29 protein-coding genes and 1 pseudogene are annotated in these 24,355 nt (G+C 65.6%); 19 read left to right on the forward strand and 11 right to left on the reverse strand.

What is annotated here, in order from left to right; all coding sequences use genetic code 11:
• Nucleotides 1-26: 26 nt before the first annotated feature.
• Both AC1MCD_RS17800 and AC1MCD_RS17805 read right to left on the reverse strand, forming a co-directional pair.
• Nucleotides 27-785 (reverse strand): hypothetical protein, encoded by a 759-nt coding sequence (locus tag AC1MCD_RS17800; RefSeq protein ID WP_498673827.1) that lies wholly within the window; start codon nt 783-785, stop codon nt 27-29.
• A gap of 118 nt (nt 786-903) precedes the next feature.
• Nucleotides 904-1,080, reverse strand: coding sequence for a hypothetical protein (locus AC1MCD_RS17805; RefSeq protein ID WP_498673829.1), 177 nt, complete (start codon nt 1,078-1,080; stop codon nt 904-906).
• Between the two features lie 192 nt (nt 1,081-1,272).
• Here AC1MCD_RS17805 and AC1MCD_RS17810 point away from each other — a divergent pair, with 192 nt between their 5' ends.
• Complete coding sequence (locus AC1MCD_RS17810) at nt 1,273-1,746, forward strand: sensor histidine kinase (RefSeq protein ID WP_498673831.1); 474 nt, start codon at nt 1,273-1,275, stop codon at nt 1,744-1,746.
• A gap of 23 nt (nt 1,747-1,769) precedes the next feature.
• Here the strand turns inward: AC1MCD_RS17810 and AC1MCD_RS17815 are convergent, their stop codons facing one another.
• Nucleotides 1,770-2,381 carry an NADPH-dependent FMN reductase gene (locus AC1MCD_RS17815; protein ID WP_498673833.1) on the reverse strand — a complete coding sequence of 204 codons (612 nt, stop codon included), beginning with the start codon at nt 2,379-2,381 and terminating at the stop codon, nt 1,770-1,772.
• A gap of 190 nt (nt 2,382-2,571) precedes the next feature.
• On the opposite strand from AC1MCD_RS17815, the gene AC1MCD_RS17820 reads away from it, so the two are divergent.
• Nucleotides 2,572-2,718: a hypothetical protein gene (locus AC1MCD_RS17820; RefSeq protein ID WP_498673834.1), complete on the forward strand. Its 147-nt coding sequence runs from the start codon at nt 2,572-2,574 to the stop codon at nt 2,716-2,718.
• 4 nt (nt 2,719-2,722) lie between these two features.
• A complete protein-coding gene (locus tag AC1MCD_RS17825) occupies nt 2,723-3,361 on the forward strand; it encodes an SRPBCC family protein (protein ID WP_498673835.1) in 639 nt (212 codons plus the stop codon).
• 16 nt (nt 3,362-3,377) lie between these two features.
• Here AC1MCD_RS17825 and AC1MCD_RS17830 read toward each other — a convergent pair whose 3' ends face one another.
• Nucleotides 3,378-4,340, reverse strand: coding sequence for an SMP-30/gluconolactonase/LRE family protein (locus AC1MCD_RS17830; RefSeq protein ID WP_498673837.1), 963 nt, complete (start codon nt 4,338-4,340; stop codon nt 3,378-3,380).
• Between the two features lie 211 nt (nt 4,341-4,551).
• On the opposite strand from AC1MCD_RS17830, the gene AC1MCD_RS17835 reads away from it, so the two are divergent.
• Nucleotides 4,552-4,893: a hypothetical protein gene (locus AC1MCD_RS17835; protein WP_498673839.1), complete on the forward strand. Its 342-nt coding sequence runs from the start codon at nt 4,552-4,554 to the stop codon at nt 4,891-4,893.
• Between the two features lie 179 nt (nt 4,894-5,072).
• Nucleotides 5,073-5,654 carry a dTMP kinase gene (locus AC1MCD_RS17840; protein WP_498673841.1) on the forward strand — a complete coding sequence of 194 codons (582 nt, stop codon included), beginning with the start codon at nt 5,073-5,075 and terminating at the stop codon, nt 5,652-5,654.
• Between the two features lie 28 nt (nt 5,655-5,682).
• Here AC1MCD_RS17840 and AC1MCD_RS17845 read toward each other — a convergent pair whose 3' ends face one another.
• Entirely contained in the window at nt 5,683-6,081 is a 399-nt protein-coding gene (locus tag AC1MCD_RS17845) for a cupin domain-containing protein (RefSeq protein ID WP_498673843.1), read from the reverse strand.
• A 255-nt stretch (nt 6,082-6,336) separates the two neighbouring features.
• Here AC1MCD_RS17845 and bcp point away from each other — a divergent pair, with 255 nt between their 5' ends.
• Together bcp and AC1MCD_RS17855 are read left to right on the forward strand one after the other, a co-directional pair.
• Entirely contained in the window at nt 6,337-6,816 is a 480-nt protein-coding gene (bcp, locus tag AC1MCD_RS17850; RefSeq protein ID WP_498673844.1) for a thioredoxin-dependent thiol peroxidase, read from the forward strand.
• A 35-nt stretch (nt 6,817-6,851) separates the two neighbouring features.
• A complete protein-coding gene (locus AC1MCD_RS17855; protein WP_498673845.1) occupies nt 6,852-7,424 on the forward strand; it encodes a GNAT family N-acetyltransferase in 573 nt (190 codons plus the stop codon).
• Nucleotides 7,425-7,638: 214 nt separating this feature from the next.
• On the opposite strand, the gene AC1MCD_RS17860 is transcribed toward AC1MCD_RS17855, so the two are convergent.
• Nucleotides 7,639-7,932 carry a hypothetical protein gene (locus AC1MCD_RS17860; RefSeq protein ID WP_498673848.1) on the reverse strand — a complete coding sequence of 98 codons (294 nt, stop codon included), beginning with the start codon at nt 7,930-7,932 and terminating at the stop codon, nt 7,639-7,641.
• A 237-nt stretch (nt 7,933-8,169) separates the two neighbouring features.
• On the opposite strand from AC1MCD_RS17860, the gene AC1MCD_RS17865 reads away from it, so the two are divergent.
• Genes AC1MCD_RS17865 through AC1MCD_RS17880 form a run of 4 tightly spaced genes read left to right on the forward strand, consistent with a single transcriptional unit; the run spans nt 8,170 to nt 11,989 of the window.
• The gene (locus AC1MCD_RS17865; RefSeq protein WP_498673850.1) at nt 8,170-9,282 is read left to right on the forward strand and encodes a PP2C family protein-serine/threonine phosphatase; all 1,113 of its coding nucleotides are present in this window, start codon (nt 8,170-8,172) and stop codon (nt 9,280-9,282) included.
• Nucleotides 9,279-11,249 carry a glycosyltransferase family 2 protein gene (locus tag AC1MCD_RS17870; RefSeq protein ID WP_498673852.1) on the forward strand — a complete coding sequence of 657 codons (1,971 nt, stop codon included), beginning with the start codon at nt 9,279-9,281 and terminating at the stop codon, nt 11,247-11,249. The genes AC1MCD_RS17865 and AC1MCD_RS17870 overlap by 4 nt, the downstream gene beginning before the upstream one ends.
• Nucleotides 11,239-11,571 (forward strand): STAS domain-containing protein, encoded by a 333-nt coding sequence (locus AC1MCD_RS17875; RefSeq protein ID WP_498673854.1) that lies wholly within the window; start codon nt 11,239-11,241, stop codon nt 11,569-11,571. Before AC1MCD_RS17870 ends, AC1MCD_RS17875 begins: the two co-directional genes overlap by 11 nt.
• On the forward strand, nt 11,564-11,989 hold the full coding sequence (locus tag AC1MCD_RS17880; protein WP_498673856.1) for an ATP-binding protein: 426 nt from the start codon (nt 11,564-11,566) through the stop codon (nt 11,987-11,989). Before AC1MCD_RS17875 ends, AC1MCD_RS17880 begins: the two co-directional genes overlap by 8 nt.
• Nucleotides 11,990-12,036: 47 nt before the next feature.
• On the opposite strand, the gene AC1MCD_RS17885 is transcribed toward AC1MCD_RS17880, so the two are convergent.
• Nucleotides 12,037-13,275 carry a GAF domain-containing sensor histidine kinase gene (locus tag AC1MCD_RS17885; protein ID WP_498673858.1) on the reverse strand — a complete coding sequence of 413 codons (1,239 nt, stop codon included), beginning with the start codon at nt 13,273-13,275 and terminating at the stop codon, nt 12,037-12,039.
• Between the two features lie 83 nt (nt 13,276-13,358).
• Here AC1MCD_RS17885 and AC1MCD_RS17890 point away from each other — a divergent pair, with 83 nt between their 5' ends.
• The 3 genes from AC1MCD_RS17890 (at nt 13,359) to purM (ending at nt 16,598) form a co-directional block, all read left to right on the forward strand.
• Complete coding sequence (locus AC1MCD_RS17890) at nt 13,359-13,673, forward strand: hypothetical protein (RefSeq protein ID WP_498673860.1); 315 nt, start codon at nt 13,359-13,361, stop codon at nt 13,671-13,673.
• A 79-nt stretch (nt 13,674-13,752) separates the two neighbouring features.
• The gene (gene purF, locus AC1MCD_RS17895; RefSeq protein WP_498673862.1) at nt 13,753-15,441 is read left to right on the forward strand and encodes an amidophosphoribosyltransferase; all 1,689 of its coding nucleotides are present in this window, start codon (nt 13,753-13,755) and stop codon (nt 15,439-15,441) included.
• Nucleotides 15,438-16,598, forward strand: a complete 1,161-nt coding sequence (gene purM, locus AC1MCD_RS17900) for a phosphoribosylformylglycinamidine cyclo-ligase (protein ID WP_498673864.1) — start codon at nt 15,438-15,440, stop codon at nt 16,596-16,598. Before purF ends, purM begins: the two co-directional genes overlap by 4 nt.
• Before the next feature lie 51 nt (nt 16,599-16,649).
• On the opposite strand, the gene AC1MCD_RS17905 is transcribed toward purM, so the two are convergent.
• A complete protein-coding gene (locus AC1MCD_RS17905) occupies nt 16,650-17,429 on the reverse strand; it encodes a VOC family protein (protein WP_498673865.1) in 780 nt (259 codons plus the stop codon).
• Nucleotides 17,430-17,665: 236 nt separating this feature from the next.
• A complete protein-coding gene (locus AC1MCD_RS17910) occupies nt 17,666-17,899 on the reverse strand; it encodes a DUF3073 domain-containing protein (protein ID WP_477710639.1) in 234 nt (77 codons plus the stop codon).
• Nucleotides 17,900-18,171: 272 nt separating this feature from the next.
• On the opposite strand from AC1MCD_RS17910, the gene AC1MCD_RS17915 reads away from it, so the two are divergent.
• The 3 genes from AC1MCD_RS17915 to AC1MCD_RS17925 are packed head-to-tail and all read left to right on the forward strand — an operon-like array spanning nt 18,172 to nt 20,761.
• Nucleotides 18,172-18,813, forward strand: a complete 642-nt coding sequence (locus tag AC1MCD_RS17915) for a septum formation family protein (RefSeq protein WP_498673867.1) — start codon at nt 18,172-18,174, stop codon at nt 18,811-18,813.
• Between the two features lie 6 nt (nt 18,814-18,819).
• Nucleotides 18,820-19,884, forward strand: a complete 1,065-nt coding sequence (locus tag AC1MCD_RS17920; RefSeq protein WP_498673869.1) for a spore photoproduct lyase family protein — start codon at nt 18,820-18,822, stop codon at nt 19,882-19,884.
• A 28-nt stretch (nt 19,885-19,912) separates the two neighbouring features.
• On the forward strand, nt 19,913-20,761 hold the full coding sequence (locus tag AC1MCD_RS17925) for a hypothetical protein (RefSeq protein WP_498678407.1): 849 nt from the start codon (nt 19,913-19,915) through the stop codon (nt 20,759-20,761).
• Nucleotides 20,762-20,790: 29 nt separating this feature from the next.
• Here AC1MCD_RS17925 and AC1MCD_RS17930 read toward each other — a convergent pair whose 3' ends face one another.
• On the reverse strand, nt 20,791-22,038 hold the full coding sequence (locus AC1MCD_RS17930) for an NAD(P)/FAD-dependent oxidoreductase (protein ID WP_498673870.1): 1,248 nt from the start codon (nt 22,036-22,038) through the stop codon (nt 20,791-20,793).
• A gap of 109 nt (nt 22,039-22,147) precedes the next feature.
• On the opposite strand from AC1MCD_RS17930, the gene AC1MCD_RS17935 reads away from it, so the two are divergent.
• Nucleotides 22,148-22,669 (forward strand): Lrp/AsnC family transcriptional regulator, encoded by a 522-nt coding sequence (locus AC1MCD_RS17935; protein WP_498673873.1) that lies wholly within the window; start codon nt 22,148-22,150, stop codon nt 22,667-22,669.
• A 37-nt stretch (nt 22,670-22,706) separates the two neighbouring features.
• Here AC1MCD_RS17935 and AC1MCD_RS17940 read toward each other — a convergent pair whose 3' ends face one another.
• Nucleotides 22,707-23,780, reverse strand: a complete 1,074-nt coding sequence (locus tag AC1MCD_RS17940; RefSeq protein WP_498673875.1) for a DNA polymerase IV — start codon at nt 23,778-23,780, stop codon at nt 22,707-22,709.
• A gap of 178 nt (nt 23,781-23,958) precedes the next feature.
• Here AC1MCD_RS17940 and AC1MCD_RS17945 point away from each other — a divergent pair.
• Nucleotides 23,959-24,276, forward strand: a pseudogene (locus AC1MCD_RS17945) (SDR family NAD(P)-dependent oxidoreductase); the annotation flags it as partial.
• Nucleotides 24,277-24,355: the final 79 nt, after the last annotated feature.

Raw genomic sequence — 24,355 nt, forward strand, 5'->3', positions numbered from 1 at the left:
AGCTAGACGGCGCCTCCCCTTGGGCCCTACCCTGCCGGCCGCAGCGACGTGATCATCCGCTTGACGTCCCGGTACTCGTCCGTCTGGGCGTACTTCTTCGCCTGCTCCAGGTAGGGCAAGGACTCGGCACCCGGCGTCACGTTGTTCTCCGGGCTGAAGAACGCTCCGAACATTGCGGCCGTGGGTGGCCAGGTGAAGAAGTGGAAGATGGCGCAGGCCGAGTCACCCGTGGGCAGCGCACTCGTCTGGATGCCGTAGGCCGCCGCCGGGGTGTCGGCCGGGCCCGGCGTCGCGTTGTTCCCGCGGGTCTCGAAAACGTACCGGGGCGCTGTGCCGTTTTGCGTGAGTGCCGGCAGCTCCTGTGACTCAAACACCTGATACGGGAAGCGCTCCATGCAGGTGGAGCCGGTGGCCATGTTCGTCCGCAGGGTGGCCAGCGGCTTGCCTGCCTGGTTGGTGACCTCGGCGAAGGCGCCGCCGCCTTCCGGCAGTTCCCCGGCAGGGTCCCGGACGCTCCACGCTGCGGGCAGGTCGAAGATGAGCTGGCCGTCAGCCGTGGTGAAGCTCGTCCAGGCGGCCGACGCCGGTGCGCTGGCCGTTGCGGTCGGGGAGCCGGACGCCGTGGGCGTCCCAGCCGTTGTTGGGGCCGCCATCGTGGAGGTGGCGGTGGGGCTGGGACTGGCAGACGTCGTCGGCGGTACAGCCTGCGGACCGCAGCCCGCGAGCACCACGGTGAAAAGTAACGCTGTGGAAATTGCCGCGCCTGCCGCGGACCGACTGCCCATCACACCCTCCCAGAGCCGACCTTTGGTCCTTACATTGTCCTGGGGCGGGGCGCGAAAAGACCGCCCGTCCGTTCGTTTGGCGCTGAAACGTTGCGAGGATAACGAAAGGGAGCCGCTGCTATTCGGCTTCGGTGTCCTCCTCGGGTTCGAAGGTGTTGGCCTCGTGCGTGAATCCCAGGCCGACACCGTCCGTACCGGTAGGGACCCCGCCGTCGTCCTTTTTGTTGACGGCTCCCGCCGCAGCGTCCTCCTGCGGCTCATCGTCGGGCAGGGATTCGGGTGAGTTGATGCTCATAGCTCCTCCTGGATGTGGGGAAATCACGGTATCAAGCAGGCCGGTCAGACAGAACCCCTGCCGTGAAAAGCTGCTCCGCAATGGATTCCGAAAAATTTGATGAGATCTTGAGCCAACCCTTCGCAACCCATGCAGTTAGCGGTTCACTCTGGACTTATCAACAGAAAAACTGCGGGGAAGCAGGAGAGTTCAATGGCGAACGAATTAGCTCTTGACGAGGTAGTCGCGGTCGAAGGAGTGATCACCGATCACCACCCGATCGATTTCTACAGCTTGGGGCTGGCCGGTTGCATTGACCGGCTCACCGGCCCTCTTCGCCAGCAGGGGACAGCAGTCCGCTGGGATACTCCGCACTGGGGCATTGAGATCCCGGCGAACTGCGCGTCCCTTCTGTATCAGTCAGCCCGCGAAGCGCTGAGCAACGCACTCAAGTATTCAGAGGCCTCAGAAGTCACCGTCCAGCTGGCCGCCGTGGGTCACGGCGTGCGCCTGGTGGTGTCCGACGACGGTGCGGGCTTTGACAGCCAGCTTGCCCTCAGCGGGCGGCACCACGGGTACGGGCTGCGGCTGATGTCCGTGGCCGTTCACGAGGCCGGCGGCACCATCCAAGTGACTTCGACGCCGGGGCAGGGTGCCACTGTCACGGTCACCCTGCCCCTGGACTGATCCTGCGGAATGGGACGGGTGACTTACCGTGAAAGCTTGTCCGGGTCCGGTTCCTGATCGCCGATGTGGCCCGGCGCATTGGCGGCCAGCACCCGCTGGACGAACGCGCTGTATTCCTCCATGTAGTGCCGGAGGAACTTGGCCGTTGATTCATCCCGGATCTCGCCGCCTTCCCCGAAGACCTCGGGCTTGAACTGGATGTAGACCTCAGGGGCGTTGAGCTGGGGCGCGTCCAGGAAGCTCAGCACGCTGCGCATGGAGGACTGCATCACGGCCGTGCCAATGCTGCCCGGCGAGGCGCCGATGATGCCGGTGGGTTTGCGTGCGAAAGAGTTGGTGCCCCACGGCCGCGATGCCCAGTCGATGGCGTTCTTGAGGGCTCCGGGGATGGAACGGTTGTATTCGGGGGACACAAAAAGGATGCCGTCGGAGGCCTCGATGGCTTCTTTGAGGGCACGTCCTTCCGGCGGGAAATCGGCGTCATAATCGTAGCTGTAGAGCGGCAGGTCCTTGATGGGGATCTCGGTGAATTCCAGCTCTTCCGGCGCAAGTTTGATGAGCGCCTGGGCGAGCGTGCGGTTGATGGACCCTGTTGCCAGGCTCCCTACAAAATATCCGATCCTAAACGATGCCATGCGATGGTTCCTTCCCAAACAGCCGGCGGGCCGGCTGGCCAAAGAGTTCGGATGGGCGGCACGTGCCCCACCAGTCCAGCACAAAACAGCAGGCGCAGCCATAGCTTTTTGGGGTTATTGACACCCCGCAGCGGGAGGGGCTGAATGATGAGTACGGCGCCATCACCAACGCACCCAGGGAGCATCTGTCATGAAGGACAAGCCAGCAGCAGAGCAGCGGATCCACAGCGAAGCCCCGGCCGAAGGCGGCGAAGCCGTGGGCGACGAGGCATCCGAGGCCGATATCCGGGTGCACTCGCAGGAACCAGCGGAGGGCCTCGACCCCGACGAGGAGTAGCACCATGGGCAGCAAAGTGCAGAAACGGATTGTGGTGGACGTGCCGGTGAGTACGGCTTACAACCAGTGGACGCAGTTCGAGGACTTCCCACACTTCATGGACGGCGTGGAGAGCGTGACCCAGCTCCGCGATAACCGGCTGAAATGGGTGGCGCGCATTGCCGGCGTCCGCCGCGAGTGGGAGGCAACCATCCTTGAGCGGGTGCCGGGCCGCAGGCTGGCGTGGGCTTCCACCGGCGGTGCCACGAACGCCGGCGCCGTTGAGTTCTCCGACGCCGGCGGGAACAGGACCGAGGTTTCCCTGACCCTGGAATACCTGCCCGAGGGAGTGCTGGAAAGGGTGGGCGAAGTGCTCCATGTGGTGGGCCGCCAGGCAGAGCACGACCTCAGGAAATTCAAGAAGTTCATAGAACACGAGGGCCACGTCACCGGCGAGTGGCGGAAGTCGGTCCCCGGAACAACGCAGCCCCAGGAGTACAACCGGTTCGCGCACCCGTTCGACCAGACCGGCGGCCTGGTGGATCTCATGGGCGAGTCCGACGAATCGGCGGAGGGTGAGGCCCACAGCCGGGCGGACCGAAGGGGCGTCAGGCGTGCCGATGGCACCCTCCCGCCCCTCGGCGGCAGCCTGGGTGACCGCTAGCCGGCATCCCGGGCCGCTAGTCCCAGGCCGGTACCAGCACTACCTCATACTGCGTGGCCGTTGTGTCGTTGAACTTGGCGTTCACCGCCGCCAGCGTGCTCCCGGACCCGGTATTGCCGAAGAAGGCCACGGTGGTTGGCACTTTGAAGTCCGCGCTGGTGATGACCTTCCTGACTTCACCGGAGGCCAGATCATCGGCGAGCCTGAAGCTGCTGATCTGGTTCGAGAAGTTCTGCACAGCCCAGAGCTGGTTGCCCCGGACCAGAATGCCGTCAACATTGGGCACGTCCACTCCCGCAATGACAGCGGTTTCGCCGGACTCCGGGTCCACGGTGTACAGCTTTCCGAGGCCGGAGTGGGCAACGATCAGCACCCGGCCGTCATCCGCGGCAGCGATGCCGTTGAGGTTGAAGGAGCCGGCCATTTCGGCTGCCGGACCCGTCAGCTTCAGTGTCCGCACCTTGCCGAGGTGGCCATGCGAGCCCACGGGAACGAAGTAGAGCTCAGCTGCCACCGAATTAGTGAACCAGGCACCCTCGTCAGTGAGCGTGACATCGTTGATGAAGCCCGGGGCCAGCGTGTAGTCCTTCACGGGTTCGCCGGACACAGTGTCATAGACATAGGCCTTGCCGGTGGTGCCGCCTGCCACAAACAGCAGGTCGTTGCGGACGTCGGCCTTCATGCCCACCGCTGCACGTTGGGTCGCATCAAAGTGGGAAACATCAATGAACAGCTCCGCCTTGCCGCTGCGGATATCACCGCGGTAGATATCGCCGAGCTGCAGGTCGCCTGCGTAGAAGGTGGTGCCCTCCCCGGCCGCGATCCCTTCGGCCGACTTGGCGCCGTCGAGCACAATGACTGATTTCTCTGGAGGGGTAGCTGTCGCAGGGCCGACAGGGGCCAGCAACCCCATCACCGCGAAGAACACCATGGCGGTACGGCGCTGTACTTTTCCTGAATTCTGGGTTGTGCGGGCCATTTTGCTTTCCTTGATTCGGCTGATCCGCACAGGCCAACATGCGGCAGGCCCGCACGGTTGTCCTGCCAGTTTAAGCAACCTGCAGAGGGTCCCGCCAGAGTCCGATGCCCCCTCCCTGCCCGGTCACACTCCGCCCTCCGGACCACTCCGAAGGGCGCCGGAGCGCGCACTCTGCTTACAATCGAAACCTCAACCGCCTACTGAGGGACCCATGAAGAAACTCGCCACCGCCCTGATCGCCGCCGGCCTCGTACTTTCCGCCTCCGCGTGCACTGCGCCCACCAAACTCTCCACCACCCAAACCTGCGAGCGCGTGCAGCTCGTGCTCTCGGACCCCGCAGCGGCCAGTTCCTCCAAGACGGCGTTGGTCCAGCTTGCCAACAGGATCCGGCCCATCGAAGCAGTGGCATCCGATGACCTCAAGCCTGCGCTCGGGTCCTTCATCGCGTTCGCTGACGAGGCATCCAAGGAGAGCCCGGACCAGGACAAGATCGCGCAGATGCAGGTGGACAACCAGGCGGCCAACTCCGCCCTGTCCAGCTTCTGCCGCTAGGCACCCACCTGAACGCCCGACGGCGGCCGCCCGGCCGCCGTCGTTCGCTCACCGACCTCCACGTGCCGGAGCGCCCCGTGGCTGGCCCTCGAACCGTGCCCCTGACAATGTGAGGTGCGCCTCGCCACGGCACGATCCAGGCCTCCCTGCCGTTTAAACCGGTGGCGGAAGGAGGCCACTTGCTTATTGTCCTGACTGGAATTGACGGCTCGGGGAAGTCCACGGCCGCCCGCGCCCTGGTGTCCCAGGCCCGCGCCGAAGGCAAGAAAGCCCTGCTGCTCAACAACCACGCCGGCCGGCGGAGCATGTCCGTGCTGGGCGAACGGCTGGGCCTCCGGTGGCCGCTCGGCCTTGCCGACGCCGTCGAGACAACCATCCGCGTCGCCAACGTGCTCGTGTCCCACGGGCGGGCCAGCCGCTTTGACGGGTTGGTGGTCATGGACCGCCACCTGTACTGCCAGCTCGCACTGCGCACCGCGAAGGGTTTGCCGCGGGGCCGGGTGCTGCCCTGGCTGCTGTCCCGTCTGCCGGCACCGGACGCCGTGGTCCACTTCGACATTGAGCCGGCGTTGGCCCGCCGCCGCATCACGACGCGCGGCACTGATACCGAAACCCTCGCTGACCTGGCCGCCCTGCGCGACGCCTACCGCTCCCTGCCTGAGTACCGGGACTTCCTCCACCTCGACGCCAGCCAACCGCCGGCGGACGTGGTGGACTCACTGCAGCGCATAGTGCGCGCGAAAGCTGCTGTGGCCGTCTGACGCCGGAGCTGCTCTCAACCGCGCAGGCTCACATAAGCGCGTGCATCCCCCGGCTCCGCGGCCGGCCGAAGGACGCCGCCCCCAGGAACTCGATGGCGACGAACGGCTCGGAGCCAAGCACCCATTCGTCGTGCCCGGGAGGCAACGCGTATGTGTCATGGGCTCTGATAGTGGACCTCACGCCGTCGGACGTTTGAATCTCCAGCGAACCGGAGACGCAGTAGCCCAGATGGTTGTGTTCACAGAAGTCCGTCAGCTCCGTAGGCTTGGCGAACTCGGACCAACGCCAGCCGGGCGCCAGGATCAGCCGGGCCACAGAGTAGTCGTCCACAGTGACAAGATCGAACTCGGCCTTGTCCGGGCAGCGTTTTTTGTCCGGGATGTCCAAGGACTTAACAGCCAGGGCTCTGATGAAATTTGCGGTCATTAGGACACAGCCTAAGAATGGATTCGCGGGCGAATTGGGGCAGGAACCACGCCCTCAAGCGTGGCTAAGTGCGGGCGGCGACATACTGCAGAGACCATTTCTGAGTATCTTTAACCGTATCCTTGCCGCCGCCGAAGTCAATGGAAAATGCGTGACCTGCGGAATACTCCACATGACGCCCGAGTTGTCTCTAGAGCGGAAAGCCCGCTTCACTGGTTTTGCCTTTCAGCCGCCAGAGTCTCCCGAAGGAACGCCATGAGCAACCAACTGACCATCAAGCTTCAGCCAGGTACGCAGGCCCCGGAATTCACCCTCCTGGATGCCGCCGGCAAGGCAACCTCGCTGTCCGACTACCGCGGCAAGAACGTCATTGTGTACTTCTACCCGGCCGCGGCAACGCCGGGCTGCACCACCGAGGCCTGCGATTTCCGCGATAGTCTCGCCTCCCTTCAGGGTTCCGGCTACGAAGTGCTGGGCATCTCACCGGACGCCCCCGGGAAGCTGGCCGCCTTCACCGGCGATCTCGGCCTGACCTTCCCGCTCCTGTCCGACGAAGACCACAGCGTGGCGCTCTCCTACGGCGCCTGGGGTGAAAAGCTGGTGAACGGCGAAATCGTCGAGGGCCTCGTCCGGTCCACCGTAGTGGTGGACCCGCAGGGCAACGTTGCCCTGGCCCAGTACCAGGTCAAGGCACAGGGCCACGTCGCAGCCCTTCGGGAGACGCTCGGGGTCTAGCGCACCACACCGGCAGCCGCGGATCGGAGGCAAGGATGGCAATCGAGGTTCGCCCCGCCACGCTTTTTGACGATGTGCGGACAGTGCTGGGGCCCAGGCGGCCGGACGCCACCGTGTGCTGGTGCCTCAGCTACCGGATCCCGTCGAAGCAAAACCTGGAACTCCGCGGGCCTGCGCGCGGTGACCTCGTGCGGGAACTGCTGCGGGAGGATCCGCCGCCAGGGGTGCTCGCGTACGACGGCGACGACGTGGTGGGGTGGGCAGCCGTCCACCCGCGCGCCGACACCAGCTTTGCCCGCAACCGCAGGATTCCGCATGTGGATGACCTGACAGTGTGGTCAGTCTGGTGCATCAGGGTCCGGCCCGGTTATCGGGGCAAGGGCATCTCCCACCACCTGCTGAGGGGTGCCGTCGACCTGGCCCGCAGCTACGGCGCCCCGGCCGTCGAGGGCTACCCGGTGGACAACCAGGGCAGCAAAGTGGACCTCACCATGGCCTACGTGGGCACGCGCGGCCTCTTTGAGCGGGCAGGCTTCATCAAGGCGGCCGACACCGGATCAGTGCTCAACGGATTCCCGCGGGTGCTGATGCGGCTGGACCTGCGCTGAGCGAGGTCAGGCGCTGAAGTCAGGGCTTCTTGCGCCACTTATTAGGCCAGTCGGAGTCGATCGCCCATAAGGCCAGCAGGAGCGCGTCCATTGTCATAAGCCCAGCTAAGAGGTAAGCCCAACCTGTATACCAATGCACGGCATCTCCTGACTCGGTAACCCCCAGCCACTCGATGGTGGTAAGTCTGGCATGGATCGGGTCAGGAGGGAACGGCTACTTCAGGAGCGCCGCAAGGCGGCCGTGGATTTCGGTTTCCCGGTTCAGGCGCAGGGTGAGCTTCTCCACCTTTTCAGACATTTCGACGCCCACCGCCAGCCGGTCCCCGGGCCAACTCGACGCCTCCCACGATTCACCCAGCGCCTGGGCCAAGGACCGGGAAAGGGACCGGAGCTGCCAGGAATGGCTGAGGTAGTGAACAGCGCTCCGGGGGCGGCGGCCCTGCTTCAAAAGCCGCCACGAGCCCGTGAGCCTGCCCCGCAGCCCGTTATCGGATCCAACTTTTTCCATAACCCCTGCACCGTCCTCAGGCAAGCCGCGCGTTCCTCGAAGCTCTCCGTTGAAGCTCCTGCTTTGAGTGTGGCCAGTGACGCTCAAGGCCCCATCAAGGCGGGGCAAATATTCCCGCAAGACCTGTCACACGCGTGTGGCGCCGGGGCAATCTGAAGCGCCCCCGAAATGTCATTCAACCCGCGGCGTCAGCCCTGTGACATGCCCCAGCAGCCTTAATACGGTAGAAGTAGAGTCATGCCATCCATGCCCGAAGTCCGCCGTGCCGTTGTGATCGAGGACGACCCCGATATCCGCGGCCTCCTGGTTCGGGTCCTGGTCAAGCAGGGCTTCGAGGTCACGCAGGCCCCGGCCGGCCTGCCCGGGGTGGAAGAGGTCCGCCGCGCCAAGCCGGATCTGGTCACCCTGGACGTGAACCTCCCCGATGTGGACGGCCTGGAAGTCTGCAAGCTCCTGCGCGAATTCTCGGACGCATTCATCGTTATGTTGACCGCACGCACCGATGAGCTGGACAAGCTCACAGGCCTGGATAACGGCGCCGATGATTACATCAGCAAGCCGTTCAGCCCGCGCGAACTCCAGTCCAGGATCAACGCCCTGTTCCGCCGCCGCCAGCCGCGGGCGGCCGATCCCGCCGCCCGCAGCGAACTAGAGCGCGCCACGGAAGTCCAGCAGAGCCTCCTGCCCAACGAGGACGTCCGGGTGGACGGGTACGACCTCGCCGGCGCTTTCCGCCCCTCCCGGAGCGTGGGCGGGGACTTCTACGACTGGTACCGCACTCCGGACGGCCTGCACCTCACGTTCGCCGACGCCATGGGCAAAGGCATGGGCGCCGCTTTGATTGCGGCCACTGTCAGGGCCGTGATGCGCTCCACCGGTCACCGCCGGGACCTCGACGCGGCGTTCGCCTCCGCCGCCGCGACCATCGCCGCGGACCTTGACTCCTCCAACTCGTTCGCCACCCTCTTCCACGCCCGGCTGGATGCCGCGTCCGGCGTCGTCAGTTACGTCGATGCCGGCCACGGGCTGGCCCTGCACGTCACCGCCGCCGGCGCTGTGCACCGCCTGCCGAGCGGCGGGCCGCCCGTGGGCGCGTGGGCGGGCTCCGCCTGGCCGCAGTCCACCATCGGGCTGGCGCCCGGGGATTCACTGGTAGTGGTCAGCGACGGCGTACTGGATGTCTTCGACTCCGTGGAGTCCTTCACGCGGGCCGTACAGTCCGCGGCCCACGGTCAGGCATCCGCGCAGTCCACCAGTGATGCCATCATGGCCCTGGCCCCGGCCGAAACAGCCGAAGACGATGTCACGGTGGTCGTGGTTCGCCGCCTGCTGGACGGAGCGGCAGCATGACCCGGTTCTGGACCCGCCTGGTGGTGGTCCTGACCGTCATCTTCGGCCTGAACTACGTGGCCTGGCGGTGGTACGCCTCGCTCAACTGGGACGCCTGGTGGATTGCCGTGCCCCTGGTGGTGGCAGAAACGTACAGCCTGATTGACGTGATCCTCTTCGGCATCACGGTGTGGAAACTAAAGATCCGCAAGGCAGCCCCCGCGCCGCCCGGCGACGCCACCGTTGACGTGTTCATCACCACGTACAACGAGGACCTGGACATGGTCATGACCACGGCCTTGGCGGCCCAGCGGATCCGGCACCCGCACAGCACCTGGATCCTCGACGACGGCGCCCGGCCCGAACTGAAAGCCCTGGCCGACGAGCACGGGCTGGGTTACGTGACCCGCAGTGACGACTGGACCGCCAACGTGCCGCGCCACGCCAAGGCCGGCAACCTGAACAACGCCCTGATGGTCACCCACGGCGAATTCCTGCTCATCCTCGACGCGGACCAGATTCCGGAACCGGACATCCTGGAAAAGACCCTGGGCTACTTCAACAACCGCCGGGTGGCCCTGGTCCAGACCCCGCAGTACTTCAGCAACGTTCCCGCGGACGATCCTTTGGGCAGCCAGGCGCCCCTCTTCTACGGCCCCATCCAACAGGGCAAGGACGGCTGGAATGCGGCCTTCTTCTGTGGCTCCAACGCCATCCTGCGCCGCGAAGCGCTGATGCAGCTGGGCCTGGTGGGCTACGTCAAGGAGACCGAGAAGAGCATCCGCCGCGCGCTCACGGCGTCCCGTTCCGCGATCCGGCAGGCACGGAAATCCGCGGACGTCGGCACTCCCCTGGTTTCGGAGGTGCTGGACGAGGTGGAGGCCGCCACCCTGGAAGCCCAGGAGCAGCTGGCAGCCGGCGAACCGATGAGCGAGATCACCTACCGGGTACGCCGCCGCGTGGATGCCGCCGTGCAGGCGTTGGTGGAGGCGGACATGTCCGCCCTGCAGGCAGACCTTGAAGAGATTGCCGCCATGGAACTCGCGCATGTGGGCGACGCCGGCGTGCACGTGGTGGCCGATGACGCAGTGCAGCGCATGTCCGCCCGCGACTGGTCACCACTCGGTGCCCTGGAATCAGTGCAGGCGGTCCTGGATGCCCTGAACGTCGAGCGGAACGACGAAGCCCAGCCGGTGATGCCGCTGGCCACCATCTCCGTCACCGAGGACATGGCCACCGCCATGCGGATGCACGCCATGGGCTGGGAAAGCGTCTACCACCACGAGATCCTCGCCTATGGACTGGCCCCCGAAGACCTCCAGACCATGCTCACGCAGCGCCTCCGCTGGGCGCAGGGAACCATCCAGGTGCTGCTCCGGGAGAACCCGCTGGTCCAGAAGGGCCTGAAGATCGGCCAGCGGCTGATGTACTTCGCCACGATGTGGACCTACCTGAGCGGCTACGCGGCAGTCATCTACTTTGCGGCGCCCATCATCTACCTGCTGCTGGGCATCCTGCCCGTCACGAGCCTGAGCTGGGACTTCTTCCTCCGGTTCATCCCGTTCATGGTTGCCAACCAGCTGCTGTTCGCAGTCGCCGGCCGGGGGATCCCCACCTGGCGCGGCCAGCAGTACAGCCTGGCGCTCTTCCCCACCTGGATCAAGGCGTGTTCGACGGCGGCCAAGAACGTCTGGTTCGGCCGCCCCCTCGGGTTCGCGGTGACACCGAAGTCCCGCCAGACCGGCGGCCCCAGCTGGAGCCTGATCCGGCCCCAGATCATCGTGGCCGTACTGCTGGGAGTGGCCGCCGTCGTCGGGATCATCCGCCTGGCCACGGGACTGGCCGAGCCGCTTGGCACCCTGGTGAACGTGGCCTGGGTTATTTTTGACCTTGTGGTCATGAGCATCCTGGTTCGGGCCGTTCTGTACAAGGGCTACGAACCCGCCGGGGACGTTGATGCTGGAGAGAGGAAACTCGATGAAGTTTAGCTATGAGGTCAAGGATTCATACGCGGAAGTCAAGGCGGACGGGCGGCTGAACATGGTGTCCGCGCCCAGGCTGCGTGAGTTCGTGACGGACGTGATCGCAGGCGGTTCGTCACGGATCGTGGTGAACCTGGAGAACACGGCATTTATGGACTCCTCCGGCCTTGGCGCACTCATCGGCTGCCTCAAGGCGGCCCGGCAGGCCGGCGGCGATCTTCGCATCGCAGCCGTCCAGCCCCAGGTGAAAATGGTGCTTGAGCTAACCAGCATGGACCGTGTGCTCAACGCCTACGCCTCTGCGGACGAAGCGTTCGGCAATGACTGAGGTCCTGGCCGAGCGCAGCTTCCGTGGGCTCGCCGCGGCGGAGGCCATCGAGGCTGTCCACGATGAACTCGACGGCCTCTGGAGCGACGCCCCGTTCGTCGAGGCCATGGACCAGATGACCTTCACCACGGCCGTCATCGAATCGGCGTCGAACATCGTCCAGCATGCCCAACCGGCCAAAGCCCAACGGCCCGTAGAGCTCGGCGTGGACATCAGCGTCCAGCCCACGCTTCTGCAGGCCCGGGTCAGCGCCTTCTACGCGAAGCCGCCGTTCGGTCCGCTGGAACCCGGGACCCCGGACCATGAATCCGAGTCAGGCCGCGGGCTGGCACTCATCGAGGCGCTGGTCACCACCGTGACCTTCGAACGGCAGGACGGCACTAACACCTGGATCCTGTCCAAGTCCCAGCAGGCGTAAGGCTTCCCGGCAGCCTCAGGGCTGCGCAGATGTCAGGCCAGACGCCCTTACAGGTCCCAGCGGAACAGCACCGAGATGGTGGCTCCGCCCCCTGGTGAGTCCCGGATTTCCAGTTCCCCGCCATGGGCCTGCGCGATGCGCTGGCACGTCGCCAGGCCCAGACCTGTGCCAGTGCCGTCCCCTGCCCGGTTCAGCCGGACCAGCGGCTCCACGGCACGCTTCCTATCTGCCGGAGTGATTCCCACGCCGTTATCCGCGACGCTGACGGTCACGCCGCGTTCGCTCGCCGCAGCAGCCACTGCCACGTGGAGGGCGCGCTCCGGGCTCCGGTAGTTCAGCGCGTTGGCCAGCAGGTTCTGAAGCAGCATCCGCAGCTGAACGGGGTCCGCGAGCAGTTGAGCGTCATCGCTGTAGATGCCGCTAGAGGGCCCCAGGTCCACGCCGAGATCATGTGCGGCCTCCTCGGTGAGGGCCAGCAGCGAGACCCGCTCCCGGTGCAGGGTGGCGTCCACCCGGGAATATTCCAGCACGTCCTCGAGGGTCTTCAGCATGCGCCGGCCGCCGCTTCCGATGAACTCCAGGTACTCGACGGCGGCATGCCCGGGCGGGATGTCCGGATCGTCCTCGGCGAGCTCCACGTAGCCCAAAATGGTGGTCAGCGGGATGCGGAGGTCATGGCTGACGCGGCCAGCGAATTCCCCCAGCATGGCGTTGCTGCGTTCCAGTTCCGCCAGCGCCTCGCTCAGCTGCAGCGTGCGGTGTTGAAGCTCCAGGACCTCCACCACCTGATGGGCCAGCACCTCCAGCATCCCGATCTGCTCCGCTGTGGGGCTGGCCGTGCGGTCGGAGAAGATGCAGAGCGAGCCCAGCACAAAACCAGAAACCGTCTCCAGCGGAACAGAGGCGTAGTAACGCACCTTGGCGATCTCGCCGGTGACAAACGGGTTGTCCGCGAACCTCACGTCCCGGGACGCATCGGGCACCACTGTTGTCTTGCCGGTCAAAAAGACCTTGGCGCACATCGAGTCTTCCCTGGAACACACCCCCGGGTCCACGCCCCATGCCGCGACCTGTACCTGCCGGTCCTCGGTGATGATGTTCACCACACTGAACGGCACGTCACACAGCCGGGCAGCGAGGCTGACCAGGTTGGTCAGCGCCCCTCCTGCGTCCGTCTGGGGCAAGGCCGGCGGTCCGCCGGCAGCCGTGGGGGCCAGTCCGTAGTTCCTGATCGCGGCGGCACGTTCCGACTCGGCGGCCGTCCACCCGAACGTGACGGTATCCATGCTGTGTTTGTCCCTCTGTATGTTCAACGGCCCAGACCTCCGATGATCCCATCGGGGCGCCGGAAATGAGTAGGCTAGAGGGCATGTCTTCCGAAGAAATACCCGCCGAGCGCCGCGAGGTCACCGTTCGCCGGGCACCCAAATACGTGCCGTTCCTCATTGTGGGCGCACTGGTGGGCGTCGTGGTCGCCGCCGTTGTGGCGTACGCCCTTCCCGGCGACGAAAGCTTCGACCGCGGAGCGGTGTTCGGTTTCTTCCTGGTCATGTTCGGCGCCGTGGGGGCCATCGTGGGCGCGGTGGCTGCCCTCATCCTGGACCGGCGGAGTGTCAAGCGCCAGGAACGCGCGGTCGTCGAGGCCGTCCCGGATTCCGAGCCCGACGACGGTACCGGCCAGTAGCTTCCCGGCAGCGTCACGGCAGAGGGTCACAAAAGCTGGCGCGGCCAACTCTTACCCCATCTCATGAGATAATCGACCAGTGGCACGCGGCGATGGAAAACTTTCTCATGATCTTCTCCCTGGCGAAAAAGGCCCTCAGGACGCTTGTGGCGTTTTCGGGGTCTGGGCACCAGGTGAAGAAGTAGCAAAACTAACCTATTACGGGCTGTATGCATTGCAGCACCGCGGTCAGGAGTCGGCTGGTATAGCCACCAGTGACGGCAAGCGGATCAACGTCTACAAGGACATGGGCCTCGTTTCCCAGGTCTTCGACGAGACCACGCTAAACACCCTGACCGGGCACCTGGCGGTGGGACACTGCCGCTACTCCACTACCGGAGCCAGCCACTGGGCCAACGCCCAGCCCACCCTCGGTGCCACCAGCACCGGCACCGTGGCCCTCGCGCACAACGGCAACCTGACCAACACGGCCGAGCTCAACGCCATGATCCTGGAACGCAACGGCGGCCAACTCAGCGGCGAAATGAAGCAGGGCAATACCTCGGACACTGCCCTGGTCACAGCACTCCTGGAAGGCGAGGAGGGCAAGACCCTCGAACAGACGGCCACCGAGCTCCTGCCCAAGATCAAGGGCGGCTTCTGCTTCGTCTTTATGGACGAGGGCACCCTCTACGCAGCTCGCGATACCTACGGCATCCGCCCGCTGGTCCTCGGCCGGCTGGAGCGCGGCTGGGTTGTCGCCTCCGAACAGTCTGCCCTGGCCACCGTTGGCGCCAGCTTCATCCGTGAAATCGAACCCGGCGAGTTCATCGCCATCGACGAAGACGGCGTGCGTTCCAAGCGGTTCGCCGAGCCGACGCCGGCAGGCTGCGTTTTCGAATACGTCTACCTCGCGCGCCCCGATGCCGCCATCTCCGGCCGCTCAGTCTACGAGTCCCGGGTGGAGATGGGCCGCCAGCTGGCCCGCGAAAACACCCAGGAAGCGGACATCGTCATCCCCGTCCCGGAGTCCGGCACCCCTGCCGCGGTGGGCTACGCCGAAGAATCCGGCATCCCTTTCGCACACGGCTTCGTCAAGAACTCCTATGTGGGCCGCACGTTCATCCAGCCCTCACAGACGCTCCGCCAGCTGGGTATCCGGCTCAAGCTGAACGCCCTCGAGTCCGTGATCCGCGGCAAGCGTGTTGTGGTGGTGGACGATTCGATCGTCCGCGGCAACACCCAGCGTGCCATCGTCCGGATGCTCCGGGAAGCCGGCGCCGCGTCCGTCCACGTGAAGATTTCCTCCCCGCCGGTCAAGTGGCCTTGCTTCTATGGCATCGACTTCGCCTCCCGGGCGGAACTGATCGCCAACGGCGCCACCATCGAGGAAATCTCGCAGGCCATCGGAGCCGACTCCCTCGCCTACATTTCCGAAGACGGCATGATCGACGCCACCAGGCAGCCCCGCGAACGCCTCTGCACCGCCTGCTTCACCGGCAAGTACCCCATCGAGCTCCCCAGCTCGGACAAACTGGGCAAGAACCTGCTGGAGCGCACCGACCTCGGCGGCCTCACGCCGTCGGCCTCGGCCCTGCCTGGCGCCACGGCCGCCCTGTCCGAGCCCGTCATCGACGACCGCGAGGATCCGGCAGACGCTGAAGGCTCAGACGGCTGCGATCCGGGTCCGGATGCAGAGTTCGAGGACCTGCTTACCGAAGAAGACCGTGTGCCCGAGATTCACCATGCAGCCACCATCCCCGGCGCCGACAAGAAAGAGTCCGTATGACTTCCGCATCCCCCGCCGCCGGCAACACCTCCGAGACCGCCGCAGGTATCACATACGCCTCTGCCGGTGTTGACGTTGAAGCCGGCGACCGCGCCGTCGAACTGATGAAGGGTGCCGTGAAGGCCACCCACAACTCCTCCGTCCTTGGCGGTGTAGGCGGCTTCGCCGGACTGTACGACGTCTCGAAGCTGCTGACCTACAAGCGCCCGCTGCTGGCCACCTCCACCGACGGCGTGGGCACCAAAGTAGCCATCGCCCAGGCCATGGACATCCACGACACCATCGGCTTTGACCTGGTGGGCATGGTGGTGGACGACATCGTCGTAGTTGGCGCCGAGCCGTTGTTCATGACCGATTACATCGCCTGCGGCAAGGTTGTCCCGGAGCGCATCGCGGACATCGTCCGTGGCATCGCGGCGGCCTGCTCCGTGGCCGGCACCGCCCTGGTGGGGGGCGAAACCGCCGAGCACCCCGGCCTGCTGGGCGAGAACGAATACGACGTTGCCGGTGCTGCCACCGGTGTTGTCGAAGCCTCCGACCTGCTCGGCCCGGAACGTGTCCGCGCCGGCGACGTTGTGATCGGCATGGCTTCCTCCGGTCTGCACTCCAACGGCTACTCCCTTGTCCGCCGGGTCATCAACCACGCCGGCTGGGCCCTGGACCGCCAGGTCTCCGAACTCGGCCGCACCCTCGGCGAGGAACTGCTCGAACCCACCCGCGTGTATGCCGCCGACTGCCTGGATCTGGCCCGCGCCTTCCCCGTGAACAGCTCCAACGCGGTGCACGGCTTCAGCCACGTCACCGGCGGCGGCCTGGCCGCCAACCTGGCCCGCGTCCTGCCGCAGGGCCTCGTGGCCACCGTTGACCGCGCCACCTGGGAACTGCCGGCCATCTTCAAGCTGGTCTCTGAGCTCGGCAACGTCCCGCTGGCCGATCTCGAGCGCACCCTGAACCTCGGAGTGGGCATGGTGGCCATCGTGTCCGCCGAAGCTGCCGACGCCGCCGTGGCGCGCCTCAACGACCGCGGCCTGCCGTCCTGGGTCATGGGCACCGTCACGGCAGACTCGGACTCCATCCTCAAGTCCGGCCCGGACTACGTCCAGGGCGCCAAGGGAGTGGACGGCGGCGCCGTCCGGCTGGTCAACGCCTACGCCTAAGCTTGTCCCGAGTGCCCCATCCCGCCTGCATGTGGGGTGGGGCACTTGTGTTTAAACCTCCAGCAGGCTGAACTCGCCGCCTTGCGGATCCCTGAGGGTTGCCGTGGCGCCCGGCGTCTCGTCGTCGTCAGCCTCGGGTGCGATCAGCACCTCGCCGCCGGCTGCCACAGCCTTCCGCACGGCATCCGCCACGTCAGCGACGCCGAAGTAGATCTGCCACCTCGCAGGCGCCTCAGCCGCGACGATCCCGGCCACCTCTGCGCCGTTCACCATCAGCGTCGAGTAAGTCCCGCCGTCGTCCTGGGGGTATTCAGTCACCTCGTGGCCGAACAGCTGCTGGAAGAACCCGACGGCGGCCTGCGGCTCGGGCGTGAGGAGTTCCGTCCAGGAGAGCGCACCGGGCGCGTTGTACCGGCCGGTGCCGGTGTGCGTTCCGGGCTGCCACACGCCGGTGGTTCCGCCGCCGGGAGGATCCACAAACACCATGACCCCGGTGCCCCCGATCTCCTCGGGGCCGAACTGCACGGCACCACCGGCGTGCGGAACTTCCTCGGCCAGCGCGCCGGCGTCCTCGGCCGCGAAGTAGATGTTCCACTGGGCGGCCGTACCCAGCGACTCCTGGTGCGGATTCTGCGGCGCAACGGTTGCCACCAGATCCTCCCCCACGAAGGCCTGGGCGTAGCTGCGGCCATCAGGCGTGGGCAGGTCCGTGAACGTCCAGCCGAACACCGCGGCGTAGAAGGCCTTGGCCGCTTCAACGTCCGGGGTCTGGACGTCAGCCCAGCAAGGTTCGCCGTGACGGTAGCGCGGTGAGGCAGCGTTCTCTGGCATCGGGGGTCCTTTCGCGGGCGGAACTTCGCCTCCGGACTCCAGTCAACACCAAAAAGCCCGCCACCTGCACCGGATTCCGGTACAGGCAACGGGCCTGATAACTGAGGCCAACACCCAGGGGGTCCGAGTGGAACCAAGGTGCTGAAAAAGAAGCGCTGTACTAGCGAACAAATGGGGCGTCCGATTGTACTGCGGCGTCACGGGGCCGGCCGCCTAAGGCGAACCGGCTGCGACAGCTAGCCGATCCGACGGGTGTGCACCTCGTCGTCGTCTTCTTCCAAATCTTCCGCGTACTTATCCACGTAAGCCGAATAGTCCGGTTCAACCGGTTCATTCGCGAAATGGCTCGTGGCAAGACCTTCACGACCCTTGAGCTCACGCTGAAGGGCCGAATAATCAGTGTTCGGGGAGTAGTACTTAATGTCCCGAGCCTGCTTGGTAGCTTTTGCCTTTTGACGGCCGCGCCCCATGGCGTGACCCCCTTTTGTACTCGGACCGGAGGTGGTCACCTTGGCTATCGGTGAGGCCCCGGAATGTTTGGTCAATTTGTCGTACACCTAGATTACATGCTTTCGGCGGCAGGTGCTTGCCAGCCTGTGCGTCGGAGCGCCATATCCGGTACCCTTTCCGCGACGAACCGCGGGTTCCCGGCCTTTTTGTTGGATAGAGTCTCCTCAAGAGCTGCCAGTCCGGGGTGCCCGGAACGGCACCCCGACGAGGTGAAACCCAGGAGGGTATCCGGATGGACAACCAGGAACAACGTCCCATCCCACCCAGACCTGCTGCCCCGCCCACAGCCGGGTTGGCGCAGGTGGCGGCCCCGCCGGCCCCCGTAGAACCGTCCCCGCGGAAGCACCGCCGGGCCGCGTCCGTGCTGCTGAAGGCCGCCTTCGCATTGGTTTTGATTGGCGTTGTGGTCGCTCTGGTCTGGCTCGCCGACCGGCTGGGCTCCGAACCAGCCGCCCCGTCTGGCGACCCCGGTTCCATCGTTGTGGAGATCTCCCCCACACCCCTGCCAACCCCGCTCGCACTGCCCCGGGAGGGTGTAACGCCGCCGGACTACCGATTGGGTGACTGCTTCAAGGATTTTGACCCTGCGGCCCTCCGGTCAACGGTGGTGGCCTGCGATACCGGCCACTCCGCCCAGTTGGTGGCTGTGTTCCGCTACCCGGCCAAAGATTCGTATCCGGGCCGGGAGGCCCTCACCGCCAAGGCATTGGAGGCTTGCCGGGCGACCAAGCTGACGCCGGCAGCCGACGGCTACACGCTGAACTTCCAGCGCGCCTATCCCAGCGGCACGAGCTGGGATTCCGGTGACCGCCGGGTGGACTGCTACGTGACGGCCGACGCCGGGAACGTCATCAACGCCAGCGTGCTCCCCTGAGCCGTCATGGAATTCAACCGGCTGCTGCAAATCCGGCGCATCTACGCACAGCCGGACGCGCTTGAGCTTCCCAGGGGCAAGGAGATCATCGCGCGCTGGCCGGATGCCGACGTCGTGCTTGTCGATAATCACTGGAACATCCCGGAACTGCACGGTGACGAAACGAACGTGCCCCGCTGGTCCCGAATCAAGACCGAGGCACTGGTCCTTGGTGTCAAGAAGGCATTGACCGTCAAGCCGAACGGCCGCTCCGCGGACTTCATCGCGCCCTCCACCGCGAACGGCTGCGCCATGGCCTGCGCCTACTGCTACGTGCCCCGGCATAAGGGGTACAGCAATCCGGTGACGGTGTTCGCGAACATTGACCAGATTGGCCGGGCACTCGAGCGGCACGCCACCCGCCAGGGCATAAAGCTCGAGCCCAACCAGTGCGATCCTGAACTCTGGGTCTACGACATCGGCGAAAACAGCGACTGCTCCGTCGACGCGCTGATCAGTGACAACGTGGAGGATCTCGTCACGCTCTTCCGCGACCTGCCAACCGCCAAACTGTCCTTTGCCACCAAGTACGTGAACCCGGCAATGCTCGGCTGGGACCACGGCGGTCACACCCGGATCCGCTTCTCCCTCATGCCCGCGGACCTGGCGAAATCAATCGACGTCCGGACCTCGCCGGTGGCTGAACGCATGGCCGCGATCAACGAGTTCGTCGATGCCGGGTACGAGGTACACGTGAACTTCTCCCCCGTCATCATCACGGACACCTGGCTCAAGGACTGGGAGGAACTGCTGCGCCAGCTCGACGCCACCCTGAGCGCCGCCGCAAAGGCCCAACTCGCGGCAGAAGTCATCTTCCTGACCCACAACGAGCGGCTCCACGAGGTCAACCTGGGGTGGCATCCGCAGGCTGAAAATGTACTGTGGCGTCCGGACCTCCAGGAATCGAAGGTCTCCTCGAACGGCTTCACCAACGTCCGTTACCGCTCAGGAACCAAGGCCCGTTATGTGCGGCAGCTGACCGCGCTTATTGGGGAGAGCGCGCCCTACTGCCGCATCCGCTACGCCTTCTGACGTATTTGGCGCCGCGCTAAACTGGATCATGATCGGTGCCCGCGCCCGTCTTCTGGCTTGGCTCGTTGCCTTGGCGACCCTCCTCGGGGCCTGCGCGCCCGCGATCCGCCTCGACACTGTGGCAACCGGTCAGTCAACCTCTGCCACCTCCTCGGCGCCCTCGGCCGCGCGTGAGACCGCCGCAGCCCCGCAGCAGACCACGCTCCCCGAACCAACCCCCGTCCCCGCGCCGGTTCCCGCGCCCGCGCCCGTTCCGGCGCCGGCGCCGGCGCCTCAAGCGTTCGCCCTCAACCTCTACCAGGAGGGGGACTTCGTGCCGCAGTACACCTTCGACTGGTGCGTTGCGGCGAGCATCCAGATGGCGCACAACCTTATCGATGACACCGGTGGCGGCACGTGGACGGACAGCACTCAGCAGGGCGAGCTGTGGGAGATGGCCCGGGCCCTGTCGTCCAACTCGTTCAACGGTGCCAACCCGTTCGGTTGGGCGCAGGTGCTGACCGAGGCCGGGATGGGCCCCTACAAGGTGGTCAGCATCGCCGACTATGGTGACGCGCTGCAGGCCGCGGCGCGCGCCATCGCCGAGACGGACCGGCCGGTGGGGCTGGTCATGTGGAGCGGCCGGCACGCGTGGGTGATGAGCGGCTTCGAGTCGCTCGGCGATCCCGCCGAATTCCCCGAGTTTACGGTCACCGGCATCCGCGTTCAGGATCCGCTCTACCCGTACGGCAGCGGGCAGTGGGGACCGTCACCCGCGCCGAACAGCCTGCTCACCCCCGAGCAGTTGGCAACGCAGTTCGTGGTCCGCGAGCCGCGACGCTGGAGCAGCGATCTGCCAACCGGCTACCTGCTGGTACTGCCCACCGCCCCGGCCTGATCAGGCCGGGGCGCATTGCCGGCTCCCCGTCACCGCAGCGGGTCGAAGGGGCGGATCTCGTCCGGAATGTGCCCGGTGGCGATCTGCTCGGCCAGCAGTTTACCGGTGGCCGGTCCCAGCACAATGCCCCACATGCCGTGACCGCCGGCAACATAGACACCAGGGGAACGGGTGGCACCGACCACCGGCAGCCCGTCAGGCGTGACCGGGCGGGCGCCCACCCAAATGTCCTCGAGGTTCTCCAGATCCATGTTGGTGAACAGCGGCCGCACCGAGGCGAGGATGGCATCGATGCGTCCCGTCTGCAACGGCTCGTCCGGGCCGCGGAACTCCATGGTGCCGGCAATCCTCAGCCGGCCCTGGTACGGCGTGCACGCCACCCGGCGGGCCGGGAAGTAGATGGGGAACTCGGCGGGATCGTCCGTGGCGACACTGAAGGAATAGCCGCGGCCGGCCTGGATCTGGGTCTTCACGCCGAGCGGCTTGGCCAGCGCCGGCAGCCAGGCTCCGGTGGCCAGCACCACGACGTCGGCGTCCACCGGCTCCTGCCCATAGCTCTCCACGGAGATCCCCTGCGGGCCGTGACGCAGTGAGCGCACTTCCATGCCGGTCAGGATTTTTCCGCCTCGGGCCTTGACCGCATCGGCCAGGGCCTGAACAAACGGCCCGGGTTCGATGAAGCGCTGCTCGCCCATTTCGTAGACCGTTGAGACGCCGGCGGAGAGCTGCGGCACCTTGAGCTGCGGATTGTCGAGGCGCGTGAGCGGCACCTTCTGCCCGGCCTTCTCCACCTGCTGGATCTCGTGGATGAACGGCCTGCTTTCCTTTTCCCGCTCGAACCCGATAACAAAGGGACCCTTCCGCGTCCACGCGTCCACGCCGCCGGTCGTCAGCTCGTCGAAGGCGTCCAGGGCCATCCGGTCAATCGGTGTCAGCGCAGCCATGGCCTTGTCCCAGGCCTTGGCAGTGGCGTGCAGGCCGAAACGTGCCAGGAACTCCCACAGCTTCGGGTCCAGCCGGGCCGGGATATGCAGCGGCGCACTAGCATCAAGCAGCGCCTTCGGGGCGTAGGACCACAGGGTGGGATCAGCCAGCGGCATGGCCATGCCCGGCGTGAGCCAGCCGGCGTTGCCCCACGAGGCGCCGGCGGCAACGGCGGAGCGCTCAAGGACTGTCACCTCGATGCCGCGTTCCTGCAGATGCCAGGCCGTAGCCAGGCCAACCATTCCCGCACCGACAACGACGGCGGTGCGCGGCGACTGTGCGCGTGAATACATTCCACTCTCCCTCAACCATGACGGATGCCACACGGCATTGGCTTCAGTCTGAAGAATGTAAAAACGAACCTCAATTGATTCGGCAATCATTCTGGGCAAAGCTGTGATTATGCCAATTCATTCCGAAAAGGGCGAACGTTCTTCACCGGAACCGAACAACGGTCGGCACCCGGTCCTGGACGAAACGGACCACCTCATCATCCGGCTGCTGCAGGCCGACGCGCGGATGCCGAACAATGCCATCGCCGCCGCTGCCGGCATCGCCCCCTCCACGTGCCACGGCCGCATCCGCTCCCTTCAGGAGCGGGGCATCATCCGCGGCTTCCACGCGGATGTGGATCCAGCGGCGGTAGGTCGCGGACTGCAGGCCCTGATCGCCATCCGGCTGCATGCCCATGCGCGGTCCAACCTCACCGAGTTCGAAAACTACCTGGCCGGGCTCCCCGCCGTCGAAAGCATCTTCTTTGTCACCGGGGACCGGGATTTTCTCATCCACGTCGCCGTGGCTGATTCGGCAGCGCTCCGTGACCTGGTGGCCGCCAACCTCAGCCTCCGGCCGGAAGTGGCCGGGACGAATACCACCGTGATCTTTGAGTACTTACGGCCGACAGAAAGATCGCCAGTTGCCTGATCGCGTGTTCGGCGTCCTTTCAAGGCGGGCGACGCCGCTACCAACCTCCGCGCGTGGGCGTATGTCCCTTTCGGGCGTCGTCGGGCATTGCCATTTCGGCCCGCAGCCCCAGGAGCCGGATGGGGCGGTCCGGTTCGATTGCGGTTGCGAGGTCCAGGGCGCGCGCGAGGATTTCGTTCCGGTCGAAGGTCTCGGGGATCTTCCTGGCGTGGGTTGTGGTGAGGAACGGCGCATACCGGACCTTCAGGGTCAGCCCGATCACGGGCCGACCTTCGGCCACAACATCCTCGAGGACACGCGCTGTCAGTTCCCTGACGGCGTCGTCCACCTGGGCGGGCTCGGTCAGGTCCTCCTGGAAGGTGGTTTCCCGGCTATGCCCGCGGGCCACCCATGGAGTGTCGTCCACAGCGCTGGCACCGTCGCCGCGTCCCAGTTCTGCGTACCAGGGACCCATCTTGGGGCCGAACTCGGAGACCAGGTCCTGGGGGTCGGCCGCGGCTAGCTCGGCGACGGTGGTGATGCCGAGTTTGGCCAGCCGGCCCGACACCTTGGTTCCGACGCCCCACAGATCCTTGGTTGGCCGCGCGCCCATGACCTCGAGCCAGTTCCCGGCAGTGAGACGGAAGACGCCGGCCGGCTTGCCGAAACCGGTGGCCACCTTGGCCCGGACCAGGGTGTCGCCGATGCCCACACTGCAGTGCAGTTGCGTTCGCTCCAGAACAGCGGCCTGCACCTGCCGGGCGTAGGCTTCGGGATTCTCTGTCTCGGTGCCGATAAAGGCTTCATCCCAGCCGAGTACCTGGACGGTGGCGCCCGGCTGCGCGCGGAGGGTAGCCATAACCGCTTCAGATGCCGCGAGGTAAGCCTCGTGATCAACGGGCAGGATTACGGCGTCGGGCACTTTCCGGGCCGCAATGCGTAAAGGCATGCCGGAACCCACGCCGAACGCCCTCGCTTCGTAGGAGGCGGTAGACACCACTGCCCGTTCGGTGGGGTCGCCCCGGCCGCCCACAATGATCGGCCTGCCCGCAAGTTCCGGCCGCCGGAGCACTTCGACGGCCGCGATGAATTGATCGAGATCGACGTGCAGCACCCACCGGATTCCGCTCACGCCACCAGTCTGCCCTAATGATCCTTCGCAGGCATCGCATCCTGTTGCCCTTGATTGAGTCAAAACGGTTGACTTTTCAAGTATCTGTGACGAGATAGATGCATACGCATATAAACGCGTACCGCGGGAACATCCACAAGACCGTGACCGCGAAATCGCTTAGAGATTGGACTGACTCATGCAACTCGAGAACAAGGTCGCATTCATCACCGGCGGCGGATCGGGGCTCGGCCTCGCGACCGCAAAGACCTTCATTGCCGAAGGTGCGAAGGTTATGATCTTCGACTTCAACCCCAAGTCGCAGGAAGTGGCCGACGAGATCGGCGCGAAGTTCTTCCAAGGCGACGTCTCGAAGGCCGAAAGCGTTGAGTCCGCTGTCGCCAAGACGGTCGAGGAGTTCGGCAGCCTTGACATTGCCGTCGCCTCGGCTGGTGTCGGCGGCGAGGGAGACGTTGTCACGTCGACCGTGGAAAACTGGGAGCGCACCAACGGCATCGACTACTCAGGCGTGTTCTACACCAACAAGTACTCCATCGCGCAGCTCCTCAAGCAGGGCAACGCCGGTGGTGGTCAAC

The sequence above is a fragment of the Arthrobacter sp. BF1 genome (assembly GCF_056680215.1).

Coding starts and splice junctions, on each gene's coding strand:
- AC1MCD_RS17800 (WP_498673827.1), bottom strand. CDS start 785: ATGGGCAGTCGGTCCGCGGCAGGCGCGGCAATTTCCACAGCGTTACTT.
- AC1MCD_RS17805 (WP_498673829.1), bottom strand. CDS start 1,080: ATGAGCATCAACTCACCCGAATCCCTGCCCGACGATGAGCCGCAGGAG.
- purM (WP_498673864.1), top strand. CDS start 15,438: ATGACTTCCGCATCCCCCGCCGCCGGCAACACCTCCGAGACCGCCGCA.
- AC1MCD_RS17835 (WP_498673839.1), top strand. CDS start 4,552: ATGAAGAAACTCGCCACCGCCCTGATCGCCGCCGGCCTCGTACTTTCC.
- AC1MCD_RS17810 (WP_498673831.1), top strand. CDS start 1,273: ATGGCGAACGAATTAGCTCTTGACGAGGTAGTCGCGGTCGAAGGAGTG.
- AC1MCD_RS17855 (WP_498673845.1), top strand. CDS start 6,852: ATGGCAATCGAGGTTCGCCCCGCCACGCTTTTTGACGATGTGCGGACA.
- AC1MCD_RS17870 (WP_498673852.1), top strand. CDS start 9,279: ATGACCCGGTTCTGGACCCGCCTGGTGGTGGTCCTGACCGTCATCTTC.
- AC1MCD_RS17925 (WP_498678407.1), top strand. CDS start 19,913: ATGATCGGTGCCCGCGCCCGTCTTCTGGCTTGGCTCGTTGCCTTGGCG.
- AC1MCD_RS17890 (WP_498673860.1), top strand. CDS start 13,359: ATGTCTTCCGAAGAAATACCCGCCGAGCGCCGCGAGGTCACCGTTCGC.
- AC1MCD_RS17860 (WP_498673848.1), bottom strand. CDS start 7,932: ATGGAAAAAGTTGGATCCGATAACGGGCTGCGGGGCAGGCTCACGGGC.
- AC1MCD_RS17910 (WP_477710639.1), bottom strand. CDS start 17,899: ATGGGGCGCGGCCGTCAAAAGGCAAAAGCTACCAAGCAGGCTCGGGAC.
- AC1MCD_RS17885 (WP_498673858.1), bottom strand. CDS start 13,275: ATGGATACCGTCACGTTCGGGTGGACGGCCGCCGAGTCGGAACGTGCC.
- AC1MCD_RS17915 (WP_498673867.1), top strand. CDS start 18,172: ATGGACAACCAGGAACAACGTCCCATCCCACCCAGACCTGCTGCCCCG.
- bcp (WP_498673844.1), top strand. CDS start 6,337: ATGAGCAACCAACTGACCATCAAGCTTCAGCCAGGTACGCAGGCCCCG.
- AC1MCD_RS17905 (WP_498673865.1), bottom strand. CDS start 17,429: ATGCCAGAGAACGCTGCCTCACCGCGCTACCGTCACGGCGAACCTTGC.
- AC1MCD_RS17845 (WP_498673843.1), bottom strand. CDS start 6,081: ATGACCGCAAATTTCATCAGAGCCCTGGCTGTTAAGTCCTTGGACATC.
- AC1MCD_RS17825 (WP_498673835.1), top strand. CDS start 2,723: ATGGGCAGCAAAGTGCAGAAACGGATTGTGGTGGACGTGCCGGTGAGT.
- AC1MCD_RS17830 (WP_498673837.1), bottom strand. CDS start 4,340: ATGGCCCGCACAACCCAGAATTCAGGAAAAGTACAGCGCCGTACCGCC.
- AC1MCD_RS17935 (WP_498673873.1), top strand. CDS start 22,148: ATGCCAATTCATTCCGAAAAGGGCGAACGTTCTTCACCGGAACCGAAC.
- AC1MCD_RS17815 (WP_498673833.1), bottom strand. CDS start 2,381: ATGGCATCGTTTAGGATCGGATATTTTGTAGGGAGCCTGGCAACAGGG.
- AC1MCD_RS17875 (WP_498673854.1), top strand. CDS start 11,239: ATGAAGTTTAGCTATGAGGTCAAGGATTCATACGCGGAAGTCAAGGCG.
- AC1MCD_RS17880 (WP_498673856.1), top strand. CDS start 11,564: ATGACTGAGGTCCTGGCCGAGCGCAGCTTCCGTGGGCTCGCCGCGGCG.
- AC1MCD_RS17865 (WP_498673850.1), top strand. CDS start 8,170: ATGCCATCCATGCCCGAAGTCCGCCGTGCCGTTGTGATCGAGGACGAC.
- AC1MCD_RS17930 (WP_498673870.1), bottom strand. CDS start 22,038: ATGTATTCACGCGCACAGTCGCCGCGCACCGCCGTCGTTGTCGGTGCG.
- AC1MCD_RS17820 (WP_498673834.1), top strand. CDS start 2,572: ATGAAGGACAAGCCAGCAGCAGAGCAGCGGATCCACAGCGAAGCCCCG.
- AC1MCD_RS17920 (WP_498673869.1), top strand. CDS start 18,820: ATGGAATTCAACCGGCTGCTGCAAATCCGGCGCATCTACGCACAGCCG.